Here is an 18,683-nt window from a genome sequence, read left to right on the forward strand (position 1 = left end):
TTTGCTATTTTTTGATAAAATAATTATTATTTTTTCGACAATAGCTAATAGCATAACCTTCTTCCCTCAAATTGGTTAGCATTCTTTTTACTGTCCTGACACTGCATTCGTAGTCACTGGCTACTTTTTCAAGAGAATGCAATCTTTTATGTTCAATTAAATACAATAAGTGTTTTTCTTTTTCTTTTCTTTCAGAATAGGTCATAACTACATCATTTTAATTATTTATCCAACATTTCATCAAAATCATTACTGATAGTACTTTTATTTTGAAAATCATAAAGAGTCAATTGCTGTACCTCATAATAAAATTTCCAATAATTATACAAACTCGTGATATAATTTTCAGAAGCTGTTTGCCAGGCTTTTCTGGCACTGGTTAGTCTTAACAAATCAATACTTCCTGATAAAAATCGTTTTTCAGTTACATCATAAGATGATTTTGAGATTTCACTAGTGCGCAAGGCTACAGTTACCAATTGTTTCTGAAGATTAAAATCTATGATTTTCAAGCTTAATTGCTGACTTAGCTTGTCGCTTTCTTGTTGGACTGCAATTTCGCTGACTTCATTATTCATTTTTGCCGTTTTGATATTTCCTTTTCTTTCTCCCCAATCTAATAAGGGGATATTCATTTGGATACTAATCATTTGTTGTTCTAACAATCTGCCATAAGCGTCACTAAAGGTATTCGCATTTTGATTGAGTCCATAACTTCCTCTTAAAGACAAATCAAAACGATTTTCCTTGATTACTTTATCCAAATCCCTTTGTGCTTCTATTCTTTTTATTTTTAAATTAAAAACATCCGGATTGTTCGCTTCGGCTAGTGCCGTAGCTTCTTTAGTATCTATTTGTAAGTTGGATATCAATTCCGGTAATTCCGGTAATGAATGCAATGAGCTGTCGTCTCTTAGAAACAATCGCAATTCCGATTCCGCTTTTTCCAATTCTCTCTCATTCTGGGTTAAACTGGTTTCGGCATTATAGACATCTAATTCTAAATTAAGTACGTCATCTTTTTCGATTGAGCCTATTTCATATCGTTTAGTTCCTATTTTAAAAAGCTTTTGGGTTGTTAACACATTCTCCTGAGCCAGTTCGACTCTCTTACTTGCCGAAGCCCAATTAAAAAAGTAGTTCACTGCCTTTAATTTGATATCCTGCAGTTCATAGAGGTATTCTTTTTTAGCATGTTCATATTGTAGAGGTGAAATTTTATGTGCCCATTTGAAACGATTAAAAGCCATGATGGGTTGGATCACTCCAATACGAATAGGAGTGGCAGTAAAATCTTTGGAATCAACTAGTCCGTAATTAGCCAGGCGGTTAAAACTGGAATTCACATAAAATGTTGCTCCTGTAGCTTTAACATTCTGATTGATGCTAAGGTTCGCATACGAGTTTAAATTTTGTTGCGGTCGATACACATCAATGTTATTTTCGGAATCATATCTTTTTAATACCGATTTATTGTATGTTAAAGGTTCCAGTTCTAAATCAACTCTGGGTAATACACTTGCTTTAAATGATCTAAACTGCCAATAACTCGCCCCATATTGTTGCTTGGCTTTAAAAGCATCTAAGGATTTTTTACTGGCAATAGCAATAATATCTTCGAGTGTGACTTTTTGTTTATTATCTGCAATTTTTTTTGAGTTTTGAGCTGTGATTTGTAAGCTGTATAAACCAAAACTAAAAAGTAAAATCAAATGTGTGTTTTTAATAAAATTCATTATTTATAAATTGAATATTCATAATCTTTAACCCTTAACTTTTAACTCATAACTTTTTTACTTTCTTCTCCATCCTTTTAGCAAAATAGTAATAGCATAAAGGGGTAAAATAAAGACTGATTATAGTTCCTAATATCATTCCGCCTGTTAATACCGTTGCTAGCGGCGCTTGCAATTCTGCTCCTATACCACCTGTAAAAAGAAGCGGAACAACTGCCAAAATAGTAGTCAAACTGGTCATCAAGATGGGTTTTAGCCTTCGTTGTCCTGCAATTAGCAGCGCTTTTAGAATAGAATTCCCCTGACGTTGTAATTGGATAATGGTGTCAATTTTCAGGATGGAATCATTAATTACAATTCCACTCATCACCACAATACCAATCATGGACATTAAATTAATACTCATCCCAAAAATTTTCAACAATAGAAAAGCTCCTGCCAAATCCAGAGGAATTTCAATTAATATGATTAACGGTAGTACGAGGGATTCAAATTGAGAAGCCAAGATGAAATAAAGCAGCAGCAATGAAATTAACAAAACAGCGATTAATTCGCCCATTAATTCCTTGTTGCTAAAAAAGCTCCCGCTAAAGGAAACGGTATACAATTTATTATCCTTTACCACATTTTTTACGGTAGTAATGCTATGATTGACATTCTCTTCATCCGTATTTAATGCAATCGGGTAGTATTCGCCTTCCATACCTCCTGTAATGGTTTTCATGTCTTGGGAATTGACGGCTTTAATAAAATCACTGGCGTGAAATACGGCACTATCTCTGGATTGTACTGTGGTTTCACTCAACACTTGCTCAATTGTTTTGCTTTCTCCACCAAGGATGACAGGGACAAAATTTTGATTGTCTATTACCGATAAAATTTCACGTTCGTTAAAAGCACTTTTTAAGGCATCAAATAAGGTATTGGTAGTTACTCCATACGTCATTAACTTTTCCTGATCTGCTATAAGATTGATGTGTTCCTGCCATGCAATAGGGTTTAATTGTATATTGCCTATATTTTGTTGTACCTGACCCCAAACTTTTTTTAATTGTTCGTTTTGTGCATTTCCTATATTGGCTACATTTCGTAATCGGGCCACTAAAATTTCTTGCTTGTCTGAGAAAATCATATTAAAAATATTGTCCACATTGCTATAGGAAACAACGGCTTTGGCATATTTTTTTTGAAGAAAAAGAGTCATTTCTTTTTTTACTTTCGCTAATTTTTCGGGAGAATCACAGCGAATATAAATGGCACTTTCTGAAGATAAAGCAGCCGATTCTTTGTCTAAAATAAATTGTTGCGAGCCTACCAGTGCTGTATAATTCAGGAGTTCATTTTTTACAGGTTCTAGTACTTCCAATACCATTCGTTTGTTTTCCTCGACATTAATTTGTTTGTTCCAGTCAATTTTTAATACTGTTTCGGTTGTCGTTAAATAAGGCATCTGTGTTTTGGGAAGTAACTGAAATAAAGCCACTCCTACCAGTAGTAATGTGATGCAAATAGCCCAACACATTTTTTGTTTTCGCATCACAAAACGAAATCCTTTTTCGTATAATTCCCCATAATCCAAAGTATTCGTTTTTTCAAGAAAACGTTCCATTCTGCTTTTCTTTCCGGTATCTTTTAAATGAAAAAGATGGTATAATAAGGGTACTAAAGTAACAGAGACTAATAACGAAACAAACAATCCTATCGTTATCGCCATAGCCTGATCATAAAACAAAGCCCCCGAAATACCACTTAAAAAAGACAGCGGTAAAAAAACGGAACAGGTTGTCAAGACAGAGGAAAGCAAAGGTTTGATCACTTCATTAGCTCCTAAAACACAGGCTTGTGTTAAAGAGTGTTTTTGCTCTCTGTATTGTATAATATTTTCAATGACAATAATGGAATTATCAATCATTAAACCTATTCCTAAAATTAATCCCGACAACGAAATAATATTAATAGAAATAGAAAAAACATGAAAAAATGCCAAACTAATTATCAAAGAAACTGGCACAGATATACCTATCAATAAAGGTGATTTGACATCTTTCAAAAACAAAAACATAATGGCAAATGCCAATAAAATACCCCATACCAAATCTTGTTTGATATTGGATATGGCTACTTCCAACAATTCGGTTTGGTCTCGGCTTACTGAAAATTCTATGGTGGGATAGTCACTTTTAAGCCTGTCAACAAGGGAATTCAATGATGATTTTAAATTTTCCATTCTCGCATCGCTTTGCTGAATGATGGCCATCGTTATAGCTTCTTTATCATCAGATATAACCAATCCCGTGCGTTTTTGTGGATGCTCGATAACCTGAGCCAGATCTTTTAACTGGAAAAGCCGGTCACTTTTTTTGATATAAATAGCTTCAATTTCTTTAATAGTATTCAGGCTGGATCCCAAACGAACATTGTATTGGTATTGATTGTCTTTAATCAATAAACTCCCCACCTCAACATCATACGTTTTGATGGCCGATTCCAATTCGTTCAAACTAATTCCTAAGGCATCAAGCTTCTCAATATCTGGAACAATCCTAATTTCAGAAAAAACCAATCCGCTGACATCTACCATGGCAACTTCTTCCACTTGCTCAATGCGTTTACGAATCACCTGATTAGCAAAACGACTAAAATCAACAAATTGTTGCGAAACGGGATAGAGTTCACTATTAGAAACGATAGGGATTTCTTTGTTCTTGTTTTTTAAAGTCAGATTCAAATAAAATACAGGAACATCGGTAATATTAGCCTTGATTACTTTAGGACGTTTGATAGTCTTGGGAAGATTTCCCATGGCACGGTCAATTTTCTCATTGACTTCAATAAAGGAGTAATCAATCTTGGTTCCCTGTTCAAAACTCAATCGAATGATGCCGTTGCCATTGCTGGATTCCGTTTTAATATCTTTCAGGTGGCTTAGCTGCATTAAATTGGAACGCAAATTTTTTATAATAACGTCTTCCACTTGTCTTGCCGACATATTATCGGCTTCCACTTGCACGGTGATTTCAGGAATATCGATATTGGGCATTAAAGCTACCGGGATAAAACCAAACGCATACAGCCCTAAAATAAGCATGCAAAGCGTGGTCATTAAAACAGCAATAGGTCTATTGATTAAAAATTTTACCATAAAAGGGGTTTGTAAAATGGAAGAAAATGATTCTTAATTTAATGGATTCGTCAGTTCGAGGTGTGTTTTCTATTCTGAAAAAAGCAATATAACGTTACAGCTTCTCGTCAGTTCGAGTGAATTTTCAGAAAATGCACATAGCTTTTTCAGAAAATTTGTATCGAGAACCTTTAATAAAATGTATCGAGAACGGTATGTCTTATAGGCTTCTCGATACAATTTTTAATAGTAAAGCTGTCGCATTACTATTAAAAATCACTCGAAGTGACGGGTAAAACGCTTAATTTTTCTTATTAACGCTAACAACCACTTCACTATCATGGGCTAAATTCAAATTTCCGGCAACAATCACGGTATCTCCAGGGTTTAGGCTCGCACTGCTTTTATCCGGATGGGCAATTACGGAGTATGAACTGCTGTTTTCTAGAGTGGTTTGTACATACGTCCAATAGGCTTTGCCATCGACAACCTTAAACAATACCTCCTGATTGTCTCGTAATACTACTGCCGATTTTGGCACGACCAACTGATTTTTTACTTCTTTCTCGATACGTACTTTTACATTCATGCCTTCGGTAAGTTTTCCGTCATTGGCTACAACGGCTTTTACCAGAATGGTTCCGTTTTTTTCAATCAACGGATTAATCGAGGAGATGTGTCCATTATAGGTTTTACCCAATGCAAAAGGAACTATTTGCACACTACTATTCAAGGCAACATCTTTCATTTCGGATTCTATTAGATAAAATTCTACCTCAAATACCGAATCGTCTATCAAAGTCATAAAACTTTTTCCGGCACTAACATTCTCGTAAACTCTACTCTCAATATTGGCTACTTTCCCACTAAAAGGTGCAATTAACTTAGTAGATTGCAATTCGAACTGAGCCGTTTTCAATTCTAACAATGCGGCATCATAACCGGTTCTACTGGCCACCATATCATAGATGGCTTTAGGAATACTGTCTTTCTTGCTGGTAAAAATCCCTCGTCCCACCAGCATATCCTCGAACTGAAATTTGGCTTTTTTTAAATCTATTTCTGCTCTGGCCAGTCTTTGCTGGTATTTAAACGGATTTAGGCTTGCCAGCAATTGCCCTTTATGAACAAAATCCCCATTTTTCACATACAGATGTTCCAGTTTGTCACTTACTTCAAATTGCACACTATTTTTTTGAGCCGCAATAATTTTACCGTTGCTCACCAACTCTTTTTGGAACGATTCATTTTTCAATACTATGGTTTCTACTTCGTTTTTTTCTGATACATAGGTCTTTTTTTCGATAGTAGTTTCATTTGCGGCTTTGGATCTGGCACAGCTATGAAACAATAAAGAAACTAGCATGAAAAAAGATACGATACTAAGGCTGGTGATTTTGGGGCAAACAGTTTTACTCATTTCTGTGGTGTTTTATTTTCTTTAATGTATTTGTAACCCTTGGTAGAATCCCAAACTCAAAACCAATTCTCCATTAAGTTTATTATATTGGGAGCTTTAGAGGCAGGTTTTTTTGTTTTTCTATTCTTTTTTTAACAGTCTTTTTAATTCTGTATCAATATTCATGTGCATGTTTTCATTTCCTCCTTCACTATAGAATGATGTAATTCCTTTAGGATTTACAATTATATTCTTTGGAAAAGATTCTCCAAAAATTTTAGCTGTCTCATTATTTCCTAATGTCTGCATGTAATTGAAATTCTTTGAATTTAAAAAATATTTTAATTTTTCTTTTTTATCAAAGGCTATTGCCAGAAATGCAACTTCAGGATTCGACTTATATTTTTCAACCAAAGAGTTTAGACCAGGCATTTCTTGTATACATGGAGCACAAGTTGTTGCCCACCAATTAATAACAACATATTTACCTATAAAGTCCTTAATTGAAACATCACCTCCTTTTAATGATTCAACTGTGACAGAAGGAAAAGTTTTCCCTTTTTCTATTGTTTTTTCTATGTTTATGATTGTGGCAATTTTACTTTTTTGCATACTTCCATTAAGCCATAGATATTGAATTTCGTTGGTAGAAGTATTGTGCATCAATTGAACAGAAATCTTTTTCGAAGAATTGTCATAACTAATATCTGTAACATTGGTTTGGAATTGAGATGATTCATTTTTAAGAAGCTCAACAGTACTAAAAGTCTTGAATTTATTATTAATATAGGAGGAAATCCAATAACCATTTGATTTGCCTTGTGTCAATCCTCCGAAAACTACTTTTATACTGTCTATTCCCGTTTCCAAATTTGAATAAGTTAGGTTACTTAATCCTAATTGTTTCGCAATCGGTTCTATTTCTAACGGACAACCAGAAATTATTTTATTAATCAAAAAGGACTCCGTTTTCTGTGCTTTTATTGATACGCTAAAAAATATGCCAATTGTTAAAAATGTTATTATCTGTTTCATTTCTATGGGATTTTATTTTTTAGTTAATTTTATTAAGGCTGTCCAATTTTTATACGAATAGCTAATATATAGTAACTATTTAAGTGTTACAATCATAAGAATCGGGTTATCGGATTCTTTGATTTTGAAAGCAGCCCTTTGTGATTCGGTTAACATATAAGGAAATAGTACTTTTACCATTTTATCTCCTACAAGATAATCTGGCCAAAATGCGGGAGCGTTCTTAATTAAATCATTTCTAAATCCAAAATCGGCTCCTCCTTTTTCTTTTAAATCTGTTAGTGAAATTTTTTGTAGTAAAATAAATTTGTTACTGTCTTTATTAAAAACAGTATAGCATAATTCTTTACTGTGATAATAATTATATTTGAAGAAAAAATAGTTTTGTGATTCTTTAATTGCGGGTAAGGATATTTTATCTTTTTCATAAACCTTGTGTAAATTATCAATATTAACACCATCAGTTGTTTTCATTTTATAATTTCCTTGGTCTATAATCCAATGTGGCTTTAAGGAGCTTCCTGTAATTTTAAAAATAGTATCAACATAGGATTCATTATAGAAAATCTCATTATTAACTTCGTAAGGTTCATTAGAAATAAATAAATTTTGCTCAAATTTTGGAAAGCTTTCTAAATTTTTAGATTTGATTTTTTTTATTTTTTTAAACGCAGTATCGTACATAATTAACATATCCCTATTTTTTTCATTATAACTTTGGATTACTGAAACAAAATTTTGACCTGTCTTTGTTCTGTATAAACCTGCTGGTGAAAAACCAAGTTTTATGGACTTAATAAACTTACCGTTAAAATGATATACTTTAATAGCATCGTGGTCTAATATGAGAATTTTTTTTAGAATTGGATCTACGGTGATACTTGTTATGGTAGTGTACTCATCTGGACCATTTCCTAAAGCTTCTATTTTGTTTATAAAAGATCCTTTTCTATCAAATATTAATACAGCCTTATCCGAATTATAGATGATATTGTTTTTATCCATGAAAACAAGCCAGGAAAAATCTCCTATAATACAATCTAAATTAGTTTCCAAAGAAATTAACTCAATATCTTTAGCTATTTTAGACAATAGACAATCTTTTTCTGTGTCATTAGGGTTCAGAAAAACAGTTGGCATCATGCTTTTTTCCTTTTTATCAAAAGCACATCCAGCAATGCTAAATACGATTACTGTTATGATGATGATTTTATAAATTTTTGAACGCATTATTATCAGGGGATTGAAATGAAACATTATTTACTTTTTTTTTGTCGCAATCATTTGTAACCACTACAGGGTATATGGGATTTTCATAATGAGAAAATACATTATCATAGTCAATATAAATATTCGACAACTTTTTTACATTTTTACCAATCTTGTTATTTAAAGATTTAATTGATTTTGTATTAGTTAGTATGAATAAAATTTGTTTATTCATATAATTATTTATCAAGAAAATTTCACTTTCAGATATACAGCCTGAACAACCTGTTCCAGGAATAATGACAATTTTTTCATAACATTTATTTAATGAAAGTAATAACTGTTTAGTTTCATTTGAAATGTAATCTTCCTTTGTACTAGATTTTGAAGTACAAGAAGAAATTATATATAAAATAAGGAAAAGAAAGAATGCTATTTTTTTCATAAAATTAAATTTTAACGATTTTGTAATTAATAAAGCTGATTAGATTGTCATTAGTTATATTATTTTCTTTCTGAAATAATAACCCATCAGGGGTAACGCAAACTGAGGAAATAGTCTCTATAGAAAAATCTTTAACGTTTTTCAACAGTTGTTCCCCAACAATTTTAAATTTACTATCTAAAATAATTATTGAAAGATCCCTTTTGCTTTTATATCCAAGCACTACATCTGAAGGTAATAAACATACTCTATAATATAAATTATTATATTTATCATACAAAACACTATAATAAAATCCATTCTCTGTACAATAATCATAGGTCTTATCCTCTCCTATATATGAATACTCTGGAATATTTTGGATGTGTTTACTACCGGCACAATGTTCTTTAAATGTTATAAAATCTTTGGTCGAAATAAGACTATGTGAAGCTGGGAAGCTAAAAACAAATATATTATCCTTATCGTTATATGTGTATGAGATGTTCAAATTGTAATGCTTACCTCCAAAAAAATAGTCAGAATAAATTTTCGGGAAATTTAATTTATAATTGTATTTTTTAAATGATATATCTATTTGGGCCACTGAATGGGATAATTTATTTGCTTTTTCAGATGTCCCAATTCCTCCTGCGAGATAAAATTTATCTTTTCTGCAAATAATTGGAGAAATTGTAGAAGGTTGTGCACAATACCCACTTTTATTGTTTTCTATGGGAATAATCATTTCTTTCAATATTTTTCCTGACTCATTTTGCAGTGTTATTTTTTGGTCCCAATATTGATATGATATTATACTATCCCATGCTATTATTTCATAGGCTTTTATCTTTTTATTACTAGATAATGGTATTAATTTCTTTAATTTTTTAGTGTCGTAATCATAACAGTATATAGTATTGTTATAAGTATTTAAAAAAGTAAAAAATAAGGTATCATTTATTTTTTTTAATTTAAGATAATCTATTGATGCTGAAGAAACAGAATCCAATCCAAAGTTTATAGTAGAATTTATTTTTTTTAGTTTATATAAATTAGATATTATATTACACGTATTTAGACTGCCTTTTTTTTCAAAATTTAAACAAGATTGAGAAAAAACTAATACTCCTATAAATAGCACTAATTTTTGAAAAAATCTATTTATATTATTCATAATTATTTTTTAATATGTTAGTTTAGTGTCTGTAAGTTTAAACTTTCCTTGTTCAAACAAACAAGGAAAGTAAAAAAATAATACTATTAGAAATATAGTTTGTGGTTATGGGTAAAAAACATAATGCTTCTTATTCCATCTAAATTATAGACTAATCCGCAAAACAATTACTATATAGTGATGAGGTTACACAATTCCAAGAAGTACCACTAATATTTTTTACACAATCTCCTTTATCTTTCTCAGGATTTGTTTGACAACCTTCAGCACCAGCATGTGCTTCATTCATTGTTATCAAACTAGCTAAACTAGTATCCGAATTAAAACCATTCGCATTATTAGCACTAAAAAACATCGTTGCAGCTATCACCGCTACCCCTAAAACTCCTATTATTTTTTTCATTTTATAAAATTTAATTTGTTAAAACGGGTATTTGTACCCTTATTATTTATTGTTTTTGCAAAGTGGTATAGGAATGCTACTTTTGCGAAACATTACAACTACTTATATCTAAGTAGTTATACGAAATTATAAAGTCATTTTCTTTTATAAAATCTTCCTCTGGGTTTTGGTCTATGTCATAGGCTGCATTTTTTTAAGTTAAACATTGTGAGATTTATTTAATTTTTAAATCCCGGAGGATTTTTTATATTTTATCAGTATTTTTTTCATTTCTTCGTGAATTTCTTTAATGGCAGTAGAGGGAATTTTTATTTCTTTATTTAGTAGCTTCTTGGCCATTGTTACTGCTTTACCCTCTTGTCCGGATACATCATATAATTTTGCCAATAAGTAGTTGGCGTAAAATTTACCGGGTGTCATGTTTATGGCTTGTTGGTAGGTAACTTCTGCTTTCTCGTATTGCTTTATGGCTTTGTAACTATCGCCCAAGGCGGAGGCTATAACAGTATTGTTTTGATAGTGTTTGGCTTGTTCTAACACGGCAATGGCTTTATGAGGTTCTCCTGCCATTGAAAGTGTTTTGCCGTAATTCATCAGGAAATCGCCATCCTTTTTGAAAACAGGATACGCCAATTCAAATTCTTGAGTTGCGGCATTATAATCTCCATATTGATGACTGTTAAGCGCATTGTTCCAAGCCATAAAACCCTGATTGAGAGTTGTAGTATAACCATAGGTTTTATGTATTGCAATGTAAGTCAACAAGGCAAGGCTTATTTTATAAGCCCACTGTTTTCTTGAATAGTCTTCAATCTTGAATTGAAATATAGGAGAGGCACTATTTGATAATATGGCTACTAAAAAAATCAGTACCATTTTTATCGGAAGAATTTGCATAGGATAGGAAAAGCAGGCAAAAACTGCAATAGTCAACAATCCTGTTTTTACTATAAGAGATAGTAATCGATGCTTTTCCTTTACATTTATTTGGAATATAAAATATATTATAATGAGAAGTAATACTAATCCAACAAAACCATTTTCTGCCACAAACTGCAATCCCTCATTAAAAGCATAATAGGTATTATCGGCTACTAATGCTTCGGCGGTTTCTCCATTTTTAGCAAAATAATTAGCCTGATAGTTCATATATTCGGCTTTGAATCGGTCAAAACCCAGACCAAAAACAGGAGCATCTGCAATCATTTCGGTGGTTACTTTCCAAATAAATGCCCTTCCATCCGAAGACCCCTTTTTGTAGTGATATAAACTAAAAAGACCCGCACTTAAAATCCCAACAGAGAGTAGCATAAAAGCAGTCTTTTGAAATGTTGCAGTTACTTTTTTAAATATATTTTTTAGAAAATGATATTTTAATTCCAGTAAAACGTAGCTACCCACTAGCGCAGCTATCCAGGAAGCCCGGGATTGTAAAGCAGGAAGTACAATAGCTATACTAATGAGTCCCAACAACGGAATGTACTCAAAAGTGTATTTTAGAACTTCATTTAAAAATTGGGAATTACTTTTTTTCTGTGATTGCATTTGTATTATTATAGTATCCCTAAACAAGTACATTCCCAATGCAACAGTCCAAACACTAACCAAAAAACCGGCATAAGGTCCAGGATTAAAAAAACTGCCTGTCATTTTAAATCCGGAATGGTTCGATACGTAATACCCCAATAATTGGAGATTGCCATATACCGCCTGGATAATTCCTGAAACAACTATGGACAATAGCAACCAAGGATAGTTTTTAAGAGAAATATGCCTCAAAACAACATAAAAGAAACTGAGTCCCAATAATTCGATATACCGAATTGAAAATCCGTAATGGGATTGAATAAAATAGCGATTCAGCGTGATATAGAATACCAGGATAAATAAAGCGATGTCTATTTTTGAAAAGGAGAATGATATTGCTTTCGGAAAAATAATGCTAAGACTATATAACCCCAACAAAATTAAACTGCCATAAAGGAAGTAAATCATTTTACTGGTAATGGTAGGTAAAACATATTTTTCAATGTTCAACTGAGGTATAACCAAAATAAGTATAGCTATAAAAACAACAAGAAGTATTCTTGAAACAATAAGAGCTGTTGCTGCTATTTTTAATTTACTCATTTTTTATATTCTTTTTAAATTATACCACAACCTAATACGTTGTTTCCAAGTGAAAATGAATTTCACAAATATGTTGCTAAAAATTTTCTTATATTATTTTAATAAAACAAGAATTAACTGTCTTTCAAAACTAGAGAGAATAATCTTATTTGACTATAAACTATAGGTCGTTTACTATAAATTATAGGTCGTTTTACGTAAATTACAGTCACTTTATGTAGGTTATGAATGACAATCGAAGAAATCCTCTTTTTGATTACCATTATTGCAATCTATATTAGGTGTAATTAATTATAATAGTTAAACCAGTCAATTCAAATAATTTAAAACCGTTTTTTATCTGTTCATAAAAATGCTTAAACACCAAAAAAGGGCTTAACTTTAAAAAAAAGTTAAACCCTCTTATTTTAGATTTAAATGATCTATTAGATAGTCTCCAACAAAAAGGAGCAAAAAAATTGCTCCTCTTTACACTATTTATCTTTGATTTCCTCTGATTCCTCTTTCCAAACCTCTTAATTCGGCTAAACCTCTTAAGCGACCGATGGCGGAGTAACCCGGATTCATTTTTTTGTCTAAATCGTCCAACATTTGGTGACCGTGATCCGGACGCATTGGCAATCTGTAATCCGGACGACCATTAGCGATTCTTTTTTGCTGTTCTTCAACGATAGCTTTCATCACGCCGTACATATCCACATCGCCATCTAAATGATCTGCTTCATAGAAATTACCTTCTGCATCTCGCTTTGTTGCTCTTAAGTGAATAAAGTTGATACGATGACCTAATCTTTGTACCATTCCAACCAAATCATTATCTTCTCTTACTCCGTAAGAACCGGTACAAAAACACAAGCCGTTGCTTTTGCTATCCACCACTTCGATTAATTGTTTGGCATCAGCCTCAGTACTTACTACTCTTGGCAAACCTAAAATAGCATAAGGCGGATCATCCGGATGAATTGCCATTACAATACCCGCTTTTTCAGCCGCAGGAATAATTTCTTTTAGGAATTCGTATAGATTATTTCTTAATTCGGCATCGCCAATTTCGGCATAATCATCTAAAGCAGCTTGTAATTGTTGCAGAGTATAACCTTCTTCAGCTCCCGGCAAACCTGCAATAATATTTTTTACCAACCCTGTTTTTTGCTCTTCAGTCATGGCTTCAAAAACCACTTTTGCTTTAGCGATTTCTTCGGCTGTATAATCATTTTCAGCTCCTTTTCTTTTGAGCAAAAACAATTCGAAAGCAGCAAATTCCATACGGTCAAAACGTAAGGCTTTAGAACCGTCTTCGACTTCAAAAGACAAATCGGTTCTGGTCCAGTCTAAAACCGGCATGAAATTATAACAAACCGTATCGATACCGCAAGCCCCAAGATTTGCAATACTCTGACAGTAGTTTTCAATGTATTTTTTATAATCGCCTTTACGAATTTTGATGTTTTCGTGAACCGGGATACTTTCAACAACTGACCAGGTTAATCCGGCATCTTCAATTTCTTTTTTTCTTTTTTGAATTTCTTCCACAGTCCAAACCGTTCCGTTTGGAACATGATGCAAAGCGGTTACAATTCCTGTAGCGCCAGCCATTTTAATATGAGAAAGAGGCACAGAATCTTTTGGTCCGTACCATCTCCAGGTTTGTTCAATTCCCATTTTTTATATTTCTTTTGATTATGTTATTAAACTCCTGCGTAGGCTAAAAATCCACCATCAACGGCAACCACAATTCCTGTTACAAAACGGGAAGCCGGATTACATAGCCACAATAAAGTACTATCTAAATCATTTGGTTCGCCAAATCTTCCCATTGGAGTTTGCGAAAGGATTTTATTCCCTCTTTCCGTCAAACTTCCATCTTCATTGGTTAATAAAGTTCTGTTTTGTTCTGTAAGGAAAAACCCTGGTGAAAGTGCATTGACACGAATTCCTTCTTTTGCAAAATAAACCGACAGCCATTCTGTCAAATTACTGATTGCCGCTTTAGCTGCACTGTACGCCACCACTTTTGTCAAAGGATGAAAAGCACTAACTGAAGATATATTAAGTATGCTACATCCTTCTCTTCCAATCATATCTGCAGCAAATACCTGAGTTGGCAACAAAGTACCAATAAAATTAAGATCGAATACAAAGCGCAAACCTTCGGTATCCAGACCAAAGAAAGTTTGTAATCCTTCTGCTTTATTTTCTCTGTCGAAAAAAACATCTGAACTTGTTCCTTTTGGGTGATTTCCTCCGGCACCGTTAATTAAAATATCGATTAATCCTAAACTCTCATTAATTGCTGTATGGGCTTTTCTCAAACTTGCCTCATCACACACATCAGCCGAAACACCGATTGCCTGCCCTCCATTACTAATAATTTCATCCGCTAATTTTTGTGCTTTTTCACCATCTCTCCCTAAAATAGCTACTTTTGCTCCCTGATTAGCTAATGCTCTTGTAAATCCGGCACCCAATACTCCGGCACCTCCTGTAATTACGACTACTTTATCTTTAAGTCCTGAAATTAAATCCATCTTTTTTGGTTATTTTGTAAGTTTTAGCGAAACTACAAAAAAAAGATTTATTTATTTCCTTTAATCGTTAGCTTAAGGGGATTAGCTAACATTTTGACCTTTTTTTGTAATAAAGTATCCCAATCGGCACCATTGGTAATCTGACCGCTTTTTTGCCAGGCAAAACCGGCATAGTACGTTAGTTTGTTATTTTTGGGTTTACAAACAACCAAAAGATTGCTTTGATCTTTCGCTTTGGTAACATCCGAAAAAGCTTTGGTAACCAATTTAGGATTGACTACAATTCCTTCCGCTAACAACTGTCCATCAATTTTTTCTACATGACGAAACCAGCCTTCTTTAGTATTATTTTTCACTTCGCCTTTGTTGTCATGCAACGTAATTCCGGTAGTTATATTCGGAACAGTTTTTGACGCCTCCAAACTAATTTCGAACTTAGAAAAATTAGACCCTAAATCCAAAGTAATTCGCTTTGTTTCTTTCACTCGATACGAACTCCAGGGTGCATAAATCAACTCGAAAACCGTGCGTAAAGGGCCTACAGCAATAGTTTTGTAACCCACAAAATTTTTAGAAACCGCCAATTGATTGTTTTCCCAAATTCCGATACCTCCCGTACCACGACTAGGTCCTACCTGATAAGGATCATGACCCTCACCATGGTCAATATGATAATAACCCGGAAATTTTGTATTTTCAGCATACCATTTATTAATAATGGGCTTATCGGTACGTTTTAACCATAAATCAATACCGCTGGTAAGTGTCCCTTCGGGTAATTTTTCCTCAACTCTTCGCTGTGCGTCCGGTCCGTAAGTTCTAAAAGCCACTTTATCATTTTCCCAGGCATAATCATCGGTACGTTCCGGCACAAAACGGGAATAAGTAGTAATCGGACTTTCAACCAGTGGAATCGATTTATCGAAAAGAACTTCATATTCAGATTTTGCCTTAGCAGCTACCTCTGCTAAAAACAATAACTCATCAAGCGTTCCGTCCTGATTGTTATCAATCCACTGCAAAACCACCAAACCGCCAGTTTCCTCCTTTTTAATTCGTAAATCGGATATTTTTTTTCCTTTAATTAAATTCGAAAGTGATTTTCCTTTAACAGAAACGACTTCCTTCCGAGCAAAATCCAAATTGTTTTTTACCGAAATGGTAGCTGATTTGTTTTGGGCATTCGCCAATGATGAAAACAAAAATACCATCAATAAACTCGTGAAAACCGATTGTTTATTATTTATCATAGGTCATTAAATTAATTTGCAGCATACCAAATTTAAAAATTTCGATATGCTACAAAATGATTATTTCAAATTGAATTTATTGTTTCAAAGGCTGAATTCCTTCCAAAGTAGGTTTCACCTGAATAATATTACCTGCTTCATCAAAATACATTCGGTCGATACAAACTTCGCGATTGTATCCTGCTGAACGTCCCATTTCAATCCCTTTTGGGATCGTAAAACGATGGTAAACAATATACCATTCGTCAGTTCCCGGAATCTGAATTACACAATTATGTCCGGTTCCGTAAATTCCCTGCGAAGGATCTTTTGCAATTACCAAATTGTTTTCCGGAATTGTAAAAGCTCCCAATGGAGAATCGGAAGTAGCATAACGCACTCTGTAATTTTCGCTGCGGGTATCGTCCTGAGACCATAAAAAATAATATTTACCTTTTCGATAAAAAACCTCGGTACCTTCTCTAAATGTTCCATCTGGTTTTAATACGGTCAGCGTATTTTCTTTTACCGAAATCATGTCGTCATTCAATTCAACACCTACCATAAAGCCATTCCCATAGTACAAATAACTTTTACCCGAAACCGGATCCGTAAATACATCCGGATCGATAATCTGACCTCTTGTTATTCCGTTTGGCTTAGTGGACACCAATGGTTTTCCGATATCGTTATATGGCCCTTGCGGATTGTTGCTCACTGCAACCCCTATTTTGCTTTCTCCGGTATAGTAAAAGAAATATTTATATTTCCCATCGATTTTTTTCTCAATAGCTGTTGGTGCCCATGCTTTTGTATTTGCCCAAGAAACATCTTTTTTAAAATCCAATAGCACTCCGTCATCTGTCCAATCTACTAAATTTGTTGAGGAAAAACTCTTGAAATAATCGCCGCTCCATTCAAAAAAACCATCACTGGTAGGATACATATGAAAACGATTATCTTTATGAGAAAACAAAATTTCAGGATCGGCATAATAACCCACTAACGAAGGATTGTTTCGCACTTCCGCTTTAACATCAAAAGTAGTTTTGCCTAAAGTACCAAGATCAAAATCATATTGTACTGCTTTCTGAGAAAAATCCTGAGCTCCTGTCGGACTTACATTTGCACCCGGTTTAGTTTTAAATTCAGGATCAAAATGCGTCAAATCAGTTCCGTTTTTTACCGGAAGCAACATTTTTTTATTGGCAAAATCAACCATTACGTTATTTTGTTTGATGACTTCTGATTGTGCCTCTGAAATCTCTCCATTAGGAAACCAGCCATAAGCCGTAATCAATCGCTGTGCTTCATCGGCAGTTATTGGCAAAACTGTTCCGTGCCTCGGATGGAAATTCATCGAAACATTTTCATCGATTACTTTAAAATGCTTCAAATCCGTTGATGATGTAAATTGGTATTTACCTTTTCGATACATATCATACATCAAAATGTAAGTATCAGAATTGTTCAGTTTAAACACTCCCGAACCTTCCACCGATTCATCCGTTTGATCCACATAGCCATCCTGCAACACATAACCGGAAGTCAGCTTATCAGAAATTGCCACTTTAATCCCTTTATCTTTTTCATCCTCAGTTTTCATAAACAAATGAAACTTCCCGTCTTTTTCGATGATATCCGCATCGATACAGGAGCGATTACCAGAGTTGAAAAACAATTGTTTTGGTTCGGTTTCCAAGGCTGTAAAATCTTTATTGGCATAGGCATAATAAACAATATCTGTTCCTCCCGGCTGCAACATCGAGAAGTAAACCATGTATTTCTTAACCTTTGCATCATAAATTGTTTGCGGTGCCCAAACTCGCTTTACGTCTTTAAACCCTTCAAATGTTTTAGAAATATCCACTTTAGAAGAAATCCAATGTACCAAATCAGTTGATTTTAGAAGTACCATTGCCTGATTTTCCCAGCCATTGGCTGTTTGCAAATCGGTAACCGTCATATAAAAAACACCATCTGCACCTCTTAAGATATGCGGATCACGAACACCTCCGGTTGTACTAATAACTTCCGAAGCAATCACGGGTTTATTGTCATTTAAAGCATAAAAATTATAGCCTTCTTTGCTCAATGCAAATCGAATAGCTTCATCCGTTTTAGCGTTTCCGGTAAAATAAACAAACAAGTATGCACTAGTATTTTCTTTTTCGACCGTTTTCTGAGTAGGTTTACAAGAAGAAAAGAAAACCAACAGCAGACTTACTGAAATTGTAAAAAAAGTAGATTGTAGTGGTTTCATAAGTTGTAACTATAACCCCTTGGAGAAAT

14 protein-coding genes are annotated in these 18,683 nt (G+C 33.5%); all 14 read right to left on the reverse strand.

Features of this window, described 5'->3' with window-relative positions:
• Positions 1-4 precede the first annotated feature (4 nt).
• The 14 genes from H599_RS0101460 to H599_RS0101525 all read right to left on the reverse strand — a co-directional run bounded on the left by H599_RS0101460 (position 5) and on the right by H599_RS0101525 (position 18,654).
• A complete protein-coding gene (locus H599_RS0101460) occupies positions 5-205 on the reverse strand; it encodes an HTH domain-containing protein (RefSeq protein WP_026712486.1) in 201 nt (66 codons plus the stop codon).
• 16 nt (positions 206-221) lie between these two features.
• Positions 222-1,736, reverse strand: a complete 1,515-nt coding sequence (locus H599_RS0101465; protein ID WP_026712487.1) for a TolC family protein — start codon at positions 1,734-1,736, stop codon at positions 222-224.
• Between the two features lie 46 nt (positions 1,737-1,782).
• Positions 1,783-4,878: an efflux RND transporter permease subunit gene (locus H599_RS0101470; protein WP_026712488.1), complete on the reverse strand. Its 3,096-nt coding sequence runs from the start codon at positions 4,876-4,878 to the stop codon at positions 1,783-1,785.
• A gap of 280 nt (positions 4,879-5,158) precedes the next feature.
• Positions 5,159-6,277 (reverse strand): efflux RND transporter periplasmic adaptor subunit, encoded by a 1,119-nt coding sequence (locus tag H599_RS0101475; RefSeq protein ID WP_081810479.1) that lies wholly within the window; start codon positions 6,275-6,277, stop codon positions 5,159-5,161.
• A 120-nt stretch (positions 6,278-6,397) separates the two neighbouring features.
• On the reverse strand, positions 6,398-7,291 hold the full coding sequence (locus H599_RS21060) for a TlpA family protein disulfide reductase (RefSeq protein WP_081810480.1): 894 nt from the start codon (positions 7,289-7,291) through the stop codon (positions 6,398-6,400).
• Positions 7,292-7,366: 75 nt separating this feature from the next.
• Positions 7,367-8,548 carry a 6-bladed beta-propeller gene (locus H599_RS0101485; RefSeq protein ID WP_081810481.1) on the reverse strand — a complete coding sequence of 394 codons (1,182 nt, stop codon included), beginning with the start codon at positions 8,546-8,548 and terminating at the stop codon, positions 7,367-7,369.
• Positions 8,502-8,945 (reverse strand): hypothetical protein, encoded by a 444-nt coding sequence (locus H599_RS0101490; protein ID WP_026712492.1) that lies wholly within the window; start codon positions 8,943-8,945, stop codon positions 8,502-8,504. Before H599_RS0101490 ends, H599_RS0101485 begins: the two co-directional genes overlap by 47 nt.
• Before the next feature lie 4 nt (positions 8,946-8,949).
• Positions 8,950-10,101, reverse strand: coding sequence for a hypothetical protein (locus tag H599_RS0101495; protein WP_026712493.1), 1,152 nt, complete (start codon positions 10,099-10,101; stop codon positions 8,950-8,952).
• Positions 10,102-10,252: 151 nt separating this feature from the next.
• On the reverse strand, positions 10,253-10,504 hold the full coding sequence (locus H599_RS0101500) for a hypothetical protein (protein WP_026712494.1): 252 nt from the start codon (positions 10,502-10,504) through the stop codon (positions 10,253-10,255).
• Between the two features lie 225 nt (positions 10,505-10,729).
• Positions 10,730-12,634, reverse strand: coding sequence for an O-antigen ligase family protein (locus H599_RS0101505; RefSeq protein WP_026712495.1), 1,905 nt, complete (start codon positions 12,632-12,634; stop codon positions 10,730-10,732).
• 477 nt (positions 12,635-13,111) lie between these two features.
• Positions 13,112-14,290: a mannonate dehydratase gene (gene uxuA, locus H599_RS0101510; protein WP_211253731.1), complete on the reverse strand. Its 1,179-nt coding sequence runs from the start codon at positions 14,288-14,290 to the stop codon at positions 13,112-13,114.
• Positions 14,291-14,322: 32 nt separating this feature from the next.
• Positions 14,323-15,162, reverse strand: coding sequence for an SDR family oxidoreductase (locus H599_RS0101515; protein ID WP_026712497.1), 840 nt, complete (start codon positions 15,160-15,162; stop codon positions 14,323-14,325).
• Positions 15,163-15,209: 47 nt separating this feature from the next.
• Positions 15,210-16,412, reverse strand: coding sequence for a DUF4861 family protein (locus tag H599_RS0101520; RefSeq protein ID WP_051590597.1), 1,203 nt, complete (start codon positions 16,410-16,412; stop codon positions 15,210-15,212).
• 76 nt (positions 16,413-16,488) lie between these two features.
• Positions 16,489-18,654, reverse strand: a complete 2,166-nt coding sequence (locus H599_RS0101525) for a family 43 glycosylhydrolase (protein ID WP_026712499.1) — start codon at positions 18,652-18,654, stop codon at positions 16,489-16,491.
• Between the last annotated feature and the right edge of the window lie 29 nt (positions 18,655-18,683).

It is taken from the genome of Flavobacterium daejeonense DSM 17708 (assembly GCF_000425425.1).
In the GTDB taxonomy this organism is placed as follows: Bacteria; Bacteroidota; Bacteroidia; order Flavobacteriales; family Flavobacteriaceae; genus Flavobacterium; species Flavobacterium daejeonense.

Excerpts from the sequence above, each read along its gene's own strand:
- H599_RS0101460 (WP_026712486.1), bottom strand. The coding sequence starts at position 205 with ATGACCTATTCTGAAAGAAAAGAAAAAGAAAAACACTTATTGTATTTA.
- H599_RS0101465 (WP_026712487.1), bottom strand. The coding sequence starts at position 1,736 with ATGAATTTTATTAAAAACACACATTTGATTTTACTTTTTAGTTTTGGT.
- H599_RS0101470 (WP_026712488.1), bottom strand. The coding sequence starts at position 4,878 with ATGGTAAAATTTTTAATCAATAGACCTATTGCTGTTTTAATGACCACG.
- H599_RS0101475 (WP_081810479.1), bottom strand. The coding sequence starts at position 6,277 with ATGAGTAAAACTGTTTGCCCCAAAATCACCAGCCTTAGTATCGTATCT.
- H599_RS21060 (WP_081810480.1), bottom strand. The coding sequence starts at position 7,291 with ATGAAACAGATAATAACATTTTTAACAATTGGCATATTTTTTAGCGTA.
- H599_RS0101485 (WP_081810481.1), bottom strand. The coding sequence starts at position 8,548 with ATGTTTCATTTCAATCCCCTGATAATAATGCGTTCAAAAATTTATAAA.
- H599_RS0101490 (WP_026712492.1), bottom strand. The coding sequence starts at position 8,945 with ATGAAAAAAATAGCATTCTTTCTTTTCCTTATTTTATATATAATTTCT.
- H599_RS0101495 (WP_026712493.1), bottom strand. The coding sequence starts at position 10,101 with ATGAATAATATAAATAGATTTTTTCAAAAATTAGTGCTATTTATAGGA.
- H599_RS0101500 (WP_026712494.1), bottom strand. The coding sequence starts at position 10,504 with ATGAAAAAAATAATAGGAGTTTTAGGGGTAGCGGTGATAGCTGCAACG.
- H599_RS0101505 (WP_026712495.1), bottom strand. The coding sequence starts at position 12,634 with ATGAGTAAATTAAAAATAGCAGCAACAGCTCTTATTGTTTCAAGAATA.
- H599_RS0101515 (WP_026712497.1), bottom strand. The coding sequence starts at position 15,162 with ATGGATTTAATTTCAGGACTTAAAGATAAAGTAGTCGTAATTACAGGA.
- H599_RS0101520 (WP_051590597.1), bottom strand. The coding sequence starts at position 16,412 with ATGATAAATAATAAACAATCGGTTTTCACGAGTTTATTGATGGTATTT.
- H599_RS0101525 (WP_026712499.1), bottom strand. The coding sequence starts at position 18,654 with ATGAAACCACTACAATCTACTTTTTTTACAATTTCAGTAAGTCTGCTG.